Origin of the sequence: Bowmanella sp. JS7-9, from assembly GCF_004329715.1 — a bacterium.
Taxonomy (GTDB): domain Bacteria; phylum Pseudomonadota; class Gammaproteobacteria; order Enterobacterales; family Alteromonadaceae; genus Pseudobowmanella; species Pseudobowmanella zhangzhouensis.
Genome location: NZ_JXSY01000010.1, coordinates 34,443 through 47,274, shown reverse-complemented (window position 1 = coordinate 47,274; position 12,832 = coordinate 34,443). Strand labels below are relative to the sequence as shown.

The 12,832-nt window shown below is 47.5% G+C and carries 15 protein-coding genes; all 15 read right to left on the bottom strand.

What is annotated here, in order from left to right; translation table 11 throughout:
* Positions 1 to 40: 40 nt before the first annotated feature.
* Positions 41 to 907 carry a ParB/RepB/Spo0J family partition protein gene (locus tag TK45_RS05200; protein ID WP_131257577.1) on the bottom strand — a complete coding sequence of 289 codons (867 nt, stop codon included), beginning with the start codon at positions 905 to 907 and terminating at the stop codon, positions 41 to 43.
* A gap of 15 nt (positions 908 to 922) precedes the next feature.
* Positions 923 to 1,711: a ParA family protein gene (locus TK45_RS05195; protein WP_131257576.1), complete on the bottom strand. Its 789-nt coding sequence runs from the start codon at positions 1,709 to 1,711 to the stop codon at positions 923 to 925.
* Positions 1,712 to 1,766: 55 nt separating this feature from the next.
* Positions 1,767 to 2,390 carry a 16S rRNA (guanine(527)-N(7))-methyltransferase RsmG gene (rsmG, locus tag TK45_RS05190; protein WP_254426548.1) on the bottom strand — a complete coding sequence of 208 codons (624 nt, stop codon included), beginning with the start codon at positions 2,388 to 2,390 and terminating at the stop codon, positions 1,767 to 1,769.
* Positions 2,391 to 2,401: 11 nt separating this feature from the next.
* A complete protein-coding gene (gene mnmG, locus TK45_RS05185; protein ID WP_131257574.1) occupies positions 2,402 to 4,291 on the bottom strand; it encodes a tRNA uridine-5-carboxymethylaminomethyl(34) synthesis enzyme MnmG in 1,890 nt (629 codons plus the stop codon).
* A gap of 593 nt (positions 4,292 to 4,884) precedes the next feature.
* Positions 4,885 to 5,691 carry a DnaA ATPase domain-containing protein gene (locus TK45_RS05180; RefSeq protein WP_131257573.1) on the bottom strand — a complete coding sequence of 269 codons (807 nt, stop codon included), beginning with the start codon at positions 5,689 to 5,691 and terminating at the stop codon, positions 4,885 to 4,887.
* Positions 5,675 to 6,319, bottom strand: a complete 645-nt coding sequence (locus TK45_RS05175) for a DnaT-like ssDNA-binding domain-containing protein (RefSeq protein WP_174719770.1) — start codon at positions 6,317 to 6,319, stop codon at positions 5,675 to 5,677. Before TK45_RS05175 ends, TK45_RS05180 begins: the two co-directional genes overlap by 17 nt.
* Positions 6,312 to 6,743, bottom strand: a complete 432-nt coding sequence (mioC, locus tag TK45_RS05170) for an FMN-binding protein MioC (protein ID WP_131257572.1) — start codon at positions 6,741 to 6,743, stop codon at positions 6,312 to 6,314. Before mioC ends, TK45_RS05175 begins: the two co-directional genes overlap by 8 nt.
* A 52-nt stretch (positions 6,744 to 6,795) precedes the next feature.
* Positions 6,796 to 7,368 carry a LemA family protein gene (locus TK45_RS05165; RefSeq protein WP_131257571.1) on the bottom strand — a complete coding sequence of 191 codons (573 nt, stop codon included), beginning with the start codon at positions 7,366 to 7,368 and terminating at the stop codon, positions 6,796 to 6,798.
* Between the two features lie 8 nt (positions 7,369 to 7,376).
* Positions 7,377 to 8,408, bottom strand: coding sequence for a DUF3137 domain-containing protein (locus TK45_RS05160; protein ID WP_165490707.1), 1,032 nt, complete (start codon positions 8,406 to 8,408; stop codon positions 7,377 to 7,379).
* A 15-nt stretch (positions 8,409 to 8,423) separates the two neighbouring features.
* Positions 8,424 to 9,788: a tRNA uridine-5-carboxymethylaminomethyl(34) synthesis GTPase MnmE gene (gene mnmE / locus TK45_RS05155; protein ID WP_217350809.1), complete on the bottom strand. Its 1,365-nt coding sequence runs from the start codon at positions 9,786 to 9,788 to the stop codon at positions 8,424 to 8,426.
* Positions 9,789 to 9,799: 11 nt separating this feature from the next.
* Positions 9,800 to 10,282: a YajQ family cyclic di-GMP-binding protein gene (locus TK45_RS05150; protein WP_131257568.1), complete on the bottom strand. Its 483-nt coding sequence runs from the start codon at positions 10,280 to 10,282 to the stop codon at positions 9,800 to 9,802.
* A gap of 82 nt (positions 10,283 to 10,364) precedes the next feature.
* A complete protein-coding gene (gene yidC / locus TK45_RS05145; protein ID WP_131257567.1) occupies positions 10,365 to 12,014 on the bottom strand; it encodes a membrane protein insertase YidC in 1,650 nt (549 codons plus the stop codon).
* Positions 12,015 to 12,026: 12 nt separating this feature from the next.
* Entirely contained in the window at positions 12,027 to 12,281 is a 255-nt protein-coding gene (gene yidD, locus TK45_RS05140; RefSeq protein WP_217350808.1) for a membrane protein insertion efficiency factor YidD, read from the bottom strand.
* Positions 12,245 to 12,604 carry a ribonuclease P protein component gene (gene rnpA, locus TK45_RS05135; protein ID WP_131257566.1) on the bottom strand — a complete coding sequence of 120 codons (360 nt, stop codon included), beginning with the start codon at positions 12,602 to 12,604 and terminating at the stop codon, positions 12,245 to 12,247. Before rnpA ends, yidD begins: the two co-directional genes overlap by 37 nt.
* Before the next feature lie 14 nt (positions 12,605 to 12,618).
* The gene (gene rpmH / locus TK45_RS05130; RefSeq protein WP_131257565.1) at positions 12,619 to 12,753 is read right to left on the bottom strand and encodes a 50S ribosomal protein L34; all 135 of its coding nucleotides are present in this window, start codon (positions 12,751 to 12,753) and stop codon (positions 12,619 to 12,621) included.
* Positions 12,754 to 12,832: the final 79 nt, after the last annotated feature.

Genomic DNA, 12,832 nt, shown 5'->3' with positions numbered 1-12,832 from the left:
TACTTGTTTAACACCTATTTTCAACTAGATGCGGCGAGGGCTAGCGGGAAATACGCGCAAGAATGCCGTCTAATTGATCAAGATTGGCAAAGTTAATCGTCAATTTGCCTTTACCCTTGGCGTTATGCGCAATGGAAACCTCGGCGCCAAGGTTTTCAGAAAGCTCTGTTTGCAATTTTTGTACATCCGGATCTAACGATGTTTCAGCTTTCGGTTTTGGTGGCTCCTGCAGACGACGGACCAGATTTTCAGTATCTCTGACTGTCATACCTTTCGACGCAACAGTGCGTGCCGCGTCCGATTGTTGTTCCCCTTCCAGCGCGAGCAGAGCACGGGCATGGCCCATCTCAATATCGCCATATTCGAGCAACAACTTCACGTCGTCATTGAGATTATTAAGACGCAACAGATTAGATACTGCCGTACGGGATTTACCCACGGCTTCTGCAACCTGTTGGTGGGTGAGTTCAAATTCTGTCAGTAAGCGTTCCAGCGCCTGGGCTTCTTCCATGGCGTTGAGATCTTCACGCTGAATGTTCTCGATCAGTGCAATCGCAACCGCGGCTTCATCTTCAACGTTTTTGATAAGGCACGGCACACTGTCCAGCTTGGCCAACTGAGATGCCCGCCAGCGACGTTCACCGGCGATGATTTCGTAGCGGTCTGCACCAATACTGCGCACCACAATCGGTTGAATAACCCCTTGCGAACGAATAGAAGAGGCCAATTCTTCCAGTGCCTCGGGTGACATGTCTTTACGAGGTTGATATTTACCCGGCTGTAATATTTCCACTGGCAGGAACTGCAGGTCTTTGTCTTTCACTGCATCAGTGATATCCGGACGACGCTGACTATTCGCCAATAATGCATCCAGCCCGCGGCCTAATCCTCGATTTTTACTAGACATGTCTTCCTCTGTAATTTAGCTGGCAGCCTGGGCTTGCTGCTCTTTTCCACGGCGCAGAATTTCACCTGCCAATGCTAAATAGGCTTTGGCGCCCGTAGATGATTTTTCATAATACATCGCCGGCGTACCAAAACTGGGGGCTTCCGCCAAACGCACATTACGTGGGATCACCGTGCGATATACCTGCGAGCCAAAGTGTCGTTTTAATTGCTCAGACACATCATTGGCTAAACGATTGCGTGGATCGTACATGGTACGTAATACCCCTTCAATCTTCAGGGCAGGATTAACGACCGACGCCAACTTCTGAATGGTATCCATTAAGGCGGTTAATCCCTCCAGCGCGTAGTATTCGCACTGCATGGGTACCAGCACAGAATCTGCCGCTGCCATCGCGTTAACGGTTAACTGACTAAGAGAAGGGGGACAATCGATAAAAATATAATCGTAGTAGTCACGAACTGGCGCCAACGCATTACGCAGACGTACTTCACGGGCAAACAATTCCATGAGTTTAATTTCTGCCGCGGTTACATCGCCATTCGCAGCGATCAGGTCGTATTTGCCAGTGGTGTTGGATACGATCACATCCTTCACCGGCTTATCTTCGATGAGCAACTCGTACACAGTGGCGTCCACATCAAATTTGTCGACACCACTGCCCATTGTGGCATTACCCTGAGGATCGAGATCAATCAATAACACTTTGCGTCGTGTTGCCGCCATGGAGGCCGCCACATTGACTGCGGTAGTGGTTTTTCCTACACCACCTTTTTGATTAGCAATTGCAATGACCTTTCCCAAAATCTCAGTCCCAGCTTGTGATTATGATAATTAGAATCTGGTAGCGTAAATGGCGCTAGTGCTTGCGGATTTTGACTAAATGACGTTCGCCATCCAAACCCGGAACGCGCAATTTTATCACGTCTTGCACATAAAATTCCGCAGGAATTTCTGCCATCTCCTGCTCCGGAAACTGGCCTTTGAGCGCCATAAACGTCCCAGCAGAATCTACCAGATGCGCACACCAGTGCAACATATCTTTTATGCTGGCAAACGCCCGGCTCAACACCATATCAAATGGTACCGCAGGGATAAATTCTTCCACCCGGGACTGCACAGGGGTGATATTCGGTAGTTTTAATTCAAAACCAACCTGGCGCATAAAGCGTACGCGTTTACCCAAACTATCGAGCAGGGTGAAATTAGCCTCAGGTAACATAATGGCCAGCGGAATACCTGGCAGACCCGGGCCCGTGCCCACATCGATAAACTGACTACCCTGCAGGTAAGGCGCCACCACCACTGAATCGAGAATATGCTTTACCAGCATTTCATTAGGGTCGCGCACGGACGTCAGGTTGTACGCCTTGTTCCACTTGTGCATTAACTGCACATAACCAACCAGTTGTTGTTGCTGCAGTTCACTCACATCCAGGTCAGTGTGCGCCAATGCATCCTGTAATCGGCGCAATAAAGTCATATCAATATTCATCAGGCGGATTTTCTCAACATGCCTTGTTTTTTCAAATACACCAGCAGCAAAGAAATGGCTGCCGGGGTAATCCCGGAGATGCGCGATGCTTTACCAATGGTTTCCGGGCGCGCCGCGGTCAGCTTGTTAACCACTTCGTTGGATAAGCCGGATATTTTTGAATAGTCCAGATCCATTGGTAACAGCGTGTTTTCATTGCGTTGTGTACGTGCAATTTCATCCTGCTGACGCTCGATATAGCCTGCATACTTGATTTGGATTTCAACCTGTTCGGCTGCCTGCATGTCGCTGAGGCCCGGTCCGATCCCATCGATCGTCATCAGATCGGAATAAGTAATCTCAGGGCGTCGAATCAACTCTTCCAGTGAACTTTCGCGGCTTAACGGGGTTTTTAATTTTCCGTTTAGTGCATCTACTGAACTATGGCCCGGATGAACCCAGCTACTGCGTAAACGCTGACGCTCAAGCTCGATATTTTCCATTTTCGCGTTAAACGCAGCCCAGCGTTCATCGTCCACCAGCCCAAGTTCACGACCTTTTGGCGTTAAACGGATATCAGCATTGTCTTCGCGCAGTAACAGGCGGTATTCGGCACGACTGGTAAACATACGGTACGGTTCTTTGGTGCCAAGGGTGGATAAATCATCCACCAATACGCCCATATAGGCCTGATCACGGCTCGGTGACCATGCATCTTTACCCTGCACTTGCAGAGCGGCGTTCAGGCCAGCGAGCAGGCCTTGTGCACCGGCTTCTTCGTAGCCTGTGGTGCCATTAATCTGGCCAGCAAAAAACAAACCGGCAATAAATTTAGTTTCCAGTGAATGTTTCAGATCGCGCGGATCAAAATAATCATATTCGATGGCATAGCCAGGGCGAATAATATGCGCGTTTTCAAACCCTTTGATCGAATGGATCAAAGCCTGCTGTACATCGAATGGTAAACTGGTGGAAATACCATTTGGATAAACTTCGATACTGTTCAGGCCCTCAGGCTCTACAAATATCTGGTGATTGGTCTTGTCTGCAAAACGCATCACCTTATCTTCGATAGACGGACAATAGCGTGGGCCAATGCCTTCAATCACACCGGCATACATAGGTGAACGATCGAGATTGTTGCGAATGATCTCGTGAGTCTGTTCATTGGTATGGGTGATGTAGCATGAAATTTGGCGCGGATGCTGGCTAACATTTCCCATAAATGAAAATACAGGTAACGGATCGTCGCCCGGCTGCGCCTGCATAACGGAATAATCCAGCGTGCGCGCATCAAGGCGTGCAGGTGTGCCGGTTTTTAAGCGATCAACCCTAAATGGCAGAGCACGTAAGCGTTTGGCTAATGCATTTGATGGTGGGTCGCCCGCACGGCCGCCTTGGTAGTTATCCAAACCAATGTGAATAACACCACCCAAGAATGTGCCGACTGTCAGTACAACGGTTTTTGCGCGGAATTTTAATCCCATTTGGGTAACCACACCGACAACACGATCCTGTTCAACGATCAAATCATCACAAGATTGCTGAAACAACGTCAGGTTTGGCTGGTTTTCCAGCATGCTACGGATAGCTGCCCGATACAGGCTGCGGTCAGCCTGGGCGCGGGTTGCACGCACCGCAGGGCCTTTGCTGGAATTTAACGTTCTGAATTGGATCCCACCCAGATCGATCGCTTTGGCCATAGCACCGCCAAGCGCGTCTATTTCTTTTACCAAATGCCCCTTACCGATCCCACCAATTGCAGGATTACAGGACATTTGTCCAAGGGTTTCAATATTGTGAGTAAGCAGCAGGGTTTTCACACCCATTCTTGCCGATGCTAATGCGGCTTCGGTGCCGGCATGACCACCACCAACAACAATCACATCATAGGTTTCACTGTAAAACATCTCTTACCTCACAAGTATTAAAAACCCGATTTTTCGGGGGCGCATATTCTATAGATTTTCACGTATGAAAGGAACGATTAAAAACTGTGCAAAGTGTGAATGTGATCGCTTTATAGATCTATGGATCTCTGAGATCTTTTCTTATTCTTAGATCTATTAAGGGCGCACTTTTTATGTATAACTCCATAAAACCGTTTTAAAACAAATAGTTACACAAGATCTAAAGTGTGGAAAATCGTTGATCAACCGGGTATTACCAGTGATCAACTTGCCTTTTTATCCACAGGCGCATTTGTTATCGATCTTATCTAATGGCTTATAATAGGATAACTACAGGGTTAAAGCTGTTTTATCCACACTTGTTAAGATCCAGATCAGTTTTCTGTGGGTAATTTGTGATCTAAAAAGACGTTCGTGGGTGCAACAGGCTTTTTTATTGATCATTTATCTGTATAAGATCGCAAAGGCTCACAAGTGGATAGATCTGCGGCCCTTTAAAAATAAGGTTTTGGAGGTTCTACGCAGCGCGATCGACAGACATAAAAAAACCGATCAAAATCAGCTTTTTTAGCAAAAATAGTCAGCGGATGTGATCATTTGATCTGATTTGGCTGATATACGGGTACCGAATATATGTCGTCTTTAAGCGCTTTACGTCTGCTCGGGCCACTAAAGCGCACCCGGTAGGTATCGTATTCCTTGATGGATTCAAAGCAATAAGGGCCAAGAGCGTGCTCCAGCGCGGCTAATTCGTGGTTGGTGATCAGAATGCAGTTCTTATTATTTACCAGGCGCTGACGTAACAGATTGCCGAGCCAGGATTGGGTATTTTTCTTTAGCTGAGTTTCGTTTACACACACCTCATCAAGGATGAGGAGATCGACATCCAGCAGCTCTTGCTGAACTTCTCGAAATTTTTCACCAATCTTATCCTGAGCATTGAAGTCAAAGGAGGAAAAGCGCATTTCCAATAGGCTGGATAGCTGGCGATACAATACGCTGATTTCAAACTGATCAATCAGGGCATGGGCAATGGCACCGGCAATATGTGACTTACCGCGACCATAATCGCCGTAAAAAATCATCATATGCGAGCCGCTTGCGCGCCAGTGCGGGTCTTCGTGGGCGGCAATAAATGACTGCGCGATACTAATTGCTTCGCGTACATCGTCACTGTCTTCAATCAGGGTATCAAAGGTCCAGCGAGGGTTAAGATCTGATTTGCCATGGATATTCAGAATCCGCTGTTTACGTGCTTGCTGCTGCTCTTGCTTGATTTCCTGATTGGCTTGTTCGGCAAATTCTTTACGTATTTCCGCAAAATCCTTTTTTGGCATCTCCAGCGGCGCTTTTCCCAGGATGCGTGCCAACTGGTTAATTTTATCATTCAGATTTTGCACGGTATTTCTCCACTAATTTACGCGCGTTTTCGTCTGCGCTGACACCTGCCGTTTTCTGGACTAACTGATTACCGACCCGTTGGGTTGCCTGATAACCACTGGCCATCCGATTCTTTTTCAGGTGTTGTACAAATTTTTGCGTCCATTGGAACAGGCTGAATTGATTACTGGGACGGCCCAGCCAGTAAGCAATAAACTCACCTGTTTCCTGTTCAGTGTACCTTGCATCCAACAAGCCAACCAGCCGCGCCAATTGATTAAATAAACCCGTATCCGGCTGCCAGTTTGCATGCATAGCCGTTGCACCAAGGTGTAATCGATCGAACTTATCCTGGGTCGCAGCCAGCATTGGCAGAATCACCCGTTTACCATTAAGGCTGTGTTCGGCATCAGTGGTTTGGTGAAATCCGATCAGGCCCACATTGGCCAGTTCGGTTAACAGACTATTGATTTGCCGACCCAGGGTAATAATTTCCTTGCGAGCATTTAATAAGGTTTTGATCTGCTTGTAGTTAAGCGGCTCACTTTCGCCTGTGGTGTTAGCGCCAGGTCGCAGAATCAGTAAATACAAAACACGTGCTTCGTTGCTGACTGCCTGGCTCAGTGCGTCCAGCTCTGCGTTATTCATGGGCAATAAATGGTTGGATCCAACTGACAGCGACATCTTCCGGAATCGGATGCTCCAGAACATCAATAAATAGCGGGTCGGTAATCGCCTTTGCACCGGCTGATTGCATTAAACCGTCCAGTTGCTTGGCACCAAAACAAAACGTGTCGTAGCTGGTATCCCCCAGACCGACAATAAAATAGTGCGTATCCGCTAAGTTTGCCTGAGCCAGTTGTTGCGCGAATGGTTGGATGTTATCGGGCAAATCACCGGCACCATGGGTGGAACTGCACAAAATCCACGTTGCAGTGGTATTAAGTTCATTCAGATCAGGTTGGAGATGAATGGTTACATGCGCACCACGCTGGGTTAATTCGGCTTCCAGCGCGTCGGCCACGTACTCACTGGCACCAAGCATAGAGCCAACAATTATTTCAAACTGCATAACGAATGATTCTTAAGGTATTTGTGCAATGGTACTCCGCCCGCGAGGGAAGTTAAATATTCGGGCGGTAATCAAAACCTGCTTCAGCATCATTATCGCGGAACGTATCAACCGCTTGTTTGCGCAGAAACCAGGCATTGACCAGTACATTGGGGAACACGCTGATACCGTTATTAAAATCTTCAACGTTCTGATTAAACAACCGAATGGCTGCGCCTACATTGTCTTGTTGTTCACTGATTTCGCGCATCAGGTTATTAAACAGGGACGATGTTTTTAAGTCAGGATAGGCTTCAACTGCAATGTGCATTCCCTGAATCAATTGTTTGCTTTGTTGCTCTACAGCCGCCAGTGCTGCGGTATCCGGTGTTGTGCTGTCAAGCTTGCCCATTGCACTGCGTAATGCAGCAATGTTGCTTTGCACCTGTTGTTCAAATTCCTGATGCTGGCTGGCAATTTGTTCGATATGTGGCAACGTTTTGTTTTTCTGCCGTTCCTGCGTGATCACATCTGCCCAGGCTCGTTTAACCGCATTTTCGCGGCTGATAATGCCATTGTAGATGCTAATAATTACCACAAATAGCAAAACGACAATCGCAAGAATAACCAGAATAGATGTGCTCATATGCAACCTTATTGGAAGTTGTTATCGGTATATTTCATTAGTTGTTCAATGAATACCAGTGTTGATTGTAGTTTGTCCAGTTTACTGATTTGACGAATCTCATCGGCAAACAAGGCAGGTTGATCGAAGCCATAGCGGCGCTGTAACTGCAATAAATCACTGTCAGCAAACGACAAACATAATTGGCCACTGGCATCGAATTCAAGATTAACCTTGTTTAACCGGTTGGTAAGGTTGAGCAGAGATTCCACTACCTTAGGGGAACAGAACTTTGCTGCGGCCAGTTCATCATGGGCGGAGACTTTAAAGACGTCATTAAATCGATTTGATGCCGGGCGATAGCCATGTGGCAATGCTGACAGATCAAAACCAGCCACCCGTAAGCGGCTAACATAATGAAATGGCAGGGTAATTCCATAACGGTGAAAATGGTCATAGACGGTGCGGGTTCTAACCCGGGTGCGACCTTTCCCATCTGAAGTGACATAGGTCACCGTACGTTTATTGACGTAGTGAAAAACATAGTAATAGTAGGTAAAGCTGTGTTCGTTGCCGTTGTATTGGCCTTTTATCCACTCGGTCAGTTCACGTAAGTGGTTACCGCGCTGAAAGTCCGCGAAACGTATACCGAGCTCAGCGACCTGTTGTTTTCCATCTACAGACTCAGGTTGTAAATAATTGTCTAACAATACATTTTTGTAGAAAAGCTGGTCCTGTAATCGGTTGATTTGTTGACGTCGATAAACGAATTGGATTAACCAGATCGCGATACTCAACAACGGCAGAATAGCGTGTATCCACGGCGGCAAGGGTAGGGTAATCAGCCCGGATTTTTGCATAGCGAAACCGATCACCGCGATGATGACCGAAATGATAGTGACCAGAATGTAACGGGAATAGTTGAACGTTAATGGCCGCCCAAAGCGACCTATTTCATCCAGGATATCCAGCAGATCCTGCTGACGGATTGCCACTGCTAGTTGCTGGCCAATACGTTGCAATAAATTAGCAAGACTGCGGTTTTGTTGTGACACTGTCATCCGTGACATCTGTCTTTATTTCCCGATACAGAAGCTGCTGAAGATTCTGCCGAGCAGGTCGTCTGAGCTAAATTCGCCGGTGATCTCATTCAGATATTGCTGCGCCAGCCGCAACTCTTCAGCCAGTAACTCCCCGGCGAGGTTATCCTGCAACTGCTGCAGTCCGATATCCAGGTGTTCGCCGGCCCGTTCGATTGCCTCTAGGTGGCGGCGTCTGGCAATAAACTGGCCTTCCGGGCTGCTGCTAAATCCCATGCAGTCTTTCAGGTGATTGGCGAGCAGCTCGATACCCTGTTTACCACTGGCTGAAAGGCGAATGACCGGAATGTCATTTACTTCACTGATCCCTACGGTTTCACCAGAAATATCCACCTTATTGCGAATTATTGTCACAGGCACAGAGGCGGGCAACTGATGAATAAATTCAGGCCAGATAGTCGCAGGATCACAGGAAGCCTGTTGGCTGCTGTCGAGCATCAGCAGTACCCTATCGGCACCGTTTATTTCTTCCCAGGCGCGCTGAATACCTATTTGTTCGACTTTGTCCGGTGATTCGCGTAAACCGGCGGTATCGATAATATGCAGAGGCATTCCGTCGATATGGATATGCTCGCGCAGTACATCGCGGGTAGTGCCTTCGATATCGGTGACAATCGCCGCTTCACGGCCGGCCAGTGCATTGAGCAAACTGGATTTACCGGCATTAGGGCGCCCGGCGATAACCACTTTCATGCCTTCGCGTAAGATGCTGCCCTGTTTGGCTTGCGCTCTTACGGTGGTCAGTTGAGCAATGATTTGTTGCAGGTCACCCAGTACTTTACCATCGCTGAGAAAATCGATTTCTTCATCGGGAAAATCAATTGCCGCTTCCACGTACATACGCAGGTGAATGATTTGCTCAACCAACTGATGAATATGCGCAGAAAATTCTCCCTGCAACGAGCGCAAGGCACTTTTGGCCGCCTGTTCAGAACTGGCATCGATGAGATCGGCAATTGCCTCTGCTTGTGCCAGGTCCAGCTTGTCGTTTAGAAATGCGCGTTGGGAAAACTCTCCCGGTTGGGCGAGACGAATGCGTTTGTCGCTGAGGATTTCCTTCAGCAACATATCCATCACAATCTGACCACCGTGGCCCTGCAATTCCAGAACATCTTCGCCGGTAAAGGAATTTGGGCCCTGAAAATATAATGCGATGCCCTGATCTAAGATGGCGCCATCGGCACTGCGAAACGGCAGGTATTCTGCCTGGCGTGTAGCGGGCACTTTACCAAGCAATCGTCGCGCTACGTCGGCGCTTAAATCGCCGGAGACGCGGATAATACCAACGCCGCCGCGGCCAGGTGCAGTGGCCTGTGCGCAGATGGTCGGTTCGTTATGAATGGCCGGTTGCATCAGTCGCGGAAATTATTGAACTGAAAAGGCTGGCCAAGATCACTGGTTCTGATCAGTGCGATGGCTTCCTGCAGATCGTCACGTTTCTTACCGTTTACGCGCAGTTGCTCACCCTGAATCTGGGCTTGTACTTTTATTTTGGAATCTTTCAGCAATTTAACGATTTTCTTCGCCATTGCCTGGTCGATACCCTGCTTAAACTGAATGGTTTGTTTATGCATTTTGCCGGTACGTTCTATGGATTTGGCTTCCAGCGACGTTGCGTCAATCTGACGCTTGGCACATTTATCACGCAGGATGTCGCGCAGCTGATTCAGCTGGAATTCGGCCTCTGCAGAGATTAATACGGCATTATCTTTTAATTCAAAGCTGGCTTCGACGCCACGAAAATCAAAGCGGCTGTCTAGTTCGCGATTTGCATTGTCTACCGCGTTGCGGACTTCAACCATGTCGATTTCAGAAACAATATCAAATGAAGGCATGTGGTTACTCTCTTGAATGTAATGACCCTATTTTAAATAAAAAAACCCGCCTTGTGGCGGGTTTTGCTTATTTACGAATGATTTAGCTTACGGCGATACCGCGTTTACGCATGGAGGCGTAGATCATTTTTGCCTGTACCAGGGTAATCAGGTTACTTACCAGCCAGTAAAGTACCAGACCTGCCGGGAACATCACGAAGAATACCGTCATTACTACAGGCATCCATTGCATAATCTTTTGTTGCATTGGGTCTTGTACAGTAACCGGATTCAGTTTTTGCAATGCATACATGCTGACACCCATCAGGATTGGCAGAATGTAGTAAGGATCTTTTACCGACAGGTCGGCAATCCACAGATAAAACTCGGCATGGCGCAGTTCAACGGATTCCAGGAACATATAGTACAACGCCAGGAAAATTGGCATTTGTAGTAATAGTGGGAAACAGCCTCCCATCGGGTTCACTTTCTCTTTGCGATACAGTTCCATCATGGCTTGCGACATCTTTTGACGATCATCGCCATATTTGTCTTTCAGTGCCTGCATCTTAGGCTGAATCGCGCGCATTTTACCCATGGACTCATATTGCTTTTTGGTCAGTGGGTACATGGCCCCTTTAACCAAAATGGTGATAACAATAATTGCCAGACCCCAGTTGCCCAGGAATGAATGCAGGAATTTCAGCAACCAGAACAGAGGCTGTGATAACCACCAGAAAATACCGTAATCCACAGTCAAATCGAGGCCACGGGCGAGTTGCTCCAATGAATCCTGATCTTTCGGACCGATGTACAGTTCATTACTGATTTCTACCTGGTCGCCGGGCGCCAGTGTAATCAAATCCTGGGTATAACCGATGGTGCCGTAGACATTATTCAGATTGCGGCTGAATAAAGTAACGTTTTGATCTTGTGCAGGTACCCAGGCACTAACGAAGTAGTGTTCCAGCATAGCAACCCAACCACCGGTTGAGTTCATGTCTAGACGGGCTTCCTGAATGTCTTCAAATGTGTACTTTTCGTAGCGGACCTGATCGGTGGAATAAGCTGCGCCGCGATAGGTTGGCATAAACATGCCGCCGCTTTCAGCACCTTTATAGGCCTGCTTTAGTTGCGTATACGGACGAACCTGTTTGTTGCTATCGCTCTGATTACTCAGTACGTATTGCACCAGCACATCATGTTTACCACGGGTAAAGATAAAGTTTTTGGTGATTTGCAGACCGTCCGCGGTAGTCAGGGTTAATGGAACTGTCAGGCTATCACCTTCGAGTTCCCAGGCAGTCTGGGTTGTGCTGTATACGGCGCGGTTTTTACTGGAATCGGGTCCGTTTGGTCCGATCAAACCACTTTGCGCGATATACAAACCGTCTGCATCATTGCGCAGCAGGTTAAAGCGTTCGGCAGATTTTTGTGTGACGGCATAATCCATCAGGTCAGCGCGAACTACATCACCACCACGGGTATCAATGCTGATGTATAATGTGTCAGTTTTTACCGTAACAAGTTGACCAGTGGTTTCATTGTTAACAACCTGAGCTTTATCTGCAGCAACTTGCGGAACATCTGACATCTGCTCAGTGTTATCAGTGGCGATAGGTGTATCTGCCTGCACTTGTTGTACAGAAGGGGTGCCAACTGGTTTAGGGGCAGTTTTAATCTGCCACTGTTGCCAAAGTAAAAAGCTGACAACGGCCAAACCAATCAGTAAAAAACTTCGTTGGGATTCCATATCTGACTACTTTTATTCTGTCTCTTTCGAGGGTTTTTCTGGAACCGGGTCAATTCCACCCGGATGTAAAGGGTTGCATTTTATAATGCGTTTAACGGTTAACCAACCACCAATTGCCGCCCCATGGACTTTAATTGCTTCCATGGCGTAATTAGAGCAGCTTGGATAGAAACGACAGTTTTGCCCGAGTAGAGGGGAAATACAACACTTGTAGCCTTTTAGGCCCGCGATTAACGCTCGCTGCAACGGCGAGAGATGCGGTTCCACTGCTTTTCCAATAGTTTAAACAGATCCTGATTACTCAGCTGATCCAGACCGGATTTACCAATTATGACAATATCGATATTGCCCAGTTGTGGTAAATGGTGGCGAAAACTCTCACGTACGATTCGCTTTACGCGGTTACGTTCATGGGCTCTGCGAATACGTTTTTTAGCCAGCGTGATCCCGAGTCTGGGGTGATCCAGTTGGTTTTTTTTTGCCAGTAAAGTGATATGAGGAGTGGATGCTGCAACAGCATCAGAGAATACATTCTCGAAATGGGTGGGAGTCAGAAGTCTGACTGCCCTTGAAAAAGATTTTTCACCCACTTCGATATATGTACTTAGGCAGATAAACGAGCACGGCCTTTGGCACGACGACGAGCGAGAACCTTACGGCCATTTTTAGTCGCCATGCGCGCACGAAAACCATGTGAACGTTTACGCTTTAAGTTGCTTGGTTGAAATGTTCTTTTCATTACCGGGTCCGCCGCTTAAAGGTTAATTACAACTTATTGAACGATAACCGCTCAAAAAGGACGGCGAATTCTAAAGAGA

Coding starts and splice junctions, on each gene's coding strand:
- TK45_RS05200 (WP_131257577.1), bottom strand. CDS start 907: ATGTCTAGTAAAAATCGAGGATTAGGCCGCGGGCTGGATGCATTATTG.
- rsmG (WP_254426548.1), bottom strand. CDS start 2,390: ATGACTTTATTGCGCCGATTACAGGATGCATTGGCGCACACTGACCTG.
- mnmG (WP_131257574.1), bottom strand. CDS start 4,291: ATGTTTTACAGTGAAACCTATGATGTGATTGTTGTTGGTGGTGGTCAT.
- TK45_RS05175 (WP_174719770.1), bottom strand. CDS start 6,319: ATGAATAACGCAGAGCTGGACGCACTGAGCCAGGCAGTCAGCAACGAA.
- mioC (WP_131257572.1), bottom strand. CDS start 6,743: ATGCAGTTTGAAATAATTGTTGGCTCTATGCTTGGTGCCAGTGAGTAC.
- TK45_RS05165 (WP_131257571.1), bottom strand. CDS start 7,368: ATGAGCACATCTATTCTGGTTATTCTTGCGATTGTCGTTTTGCTATTT.
- TK45_RS05160 (WP_165490707.1), bottom strand. CDS start 8,408: ATGACAGTGTCACAACAAAACCGCAGTCTTGCTAATTTATTGCAACGT.
- TK45_RS05150 (WP_131257568.1), bottom strand. CDS start 10,282: ATGCCTTCATTTGATATTGTTTCTGAAATCGACATGGTTGAAGTCCGC.
- yidC (WP_131257567.1), bottom strand. CDS start 12,014: ATGGAATCCCAACGAAGTTTTTTACTGATTGGTTTGGCCGTTGTCAGC.
- rpmH (WP_131257565.1), bottom strand. CDS start 12,753: ATGAAAAGAACATTTCAACCAAGCAACTTAAAGCGTAAACGTTCACAT.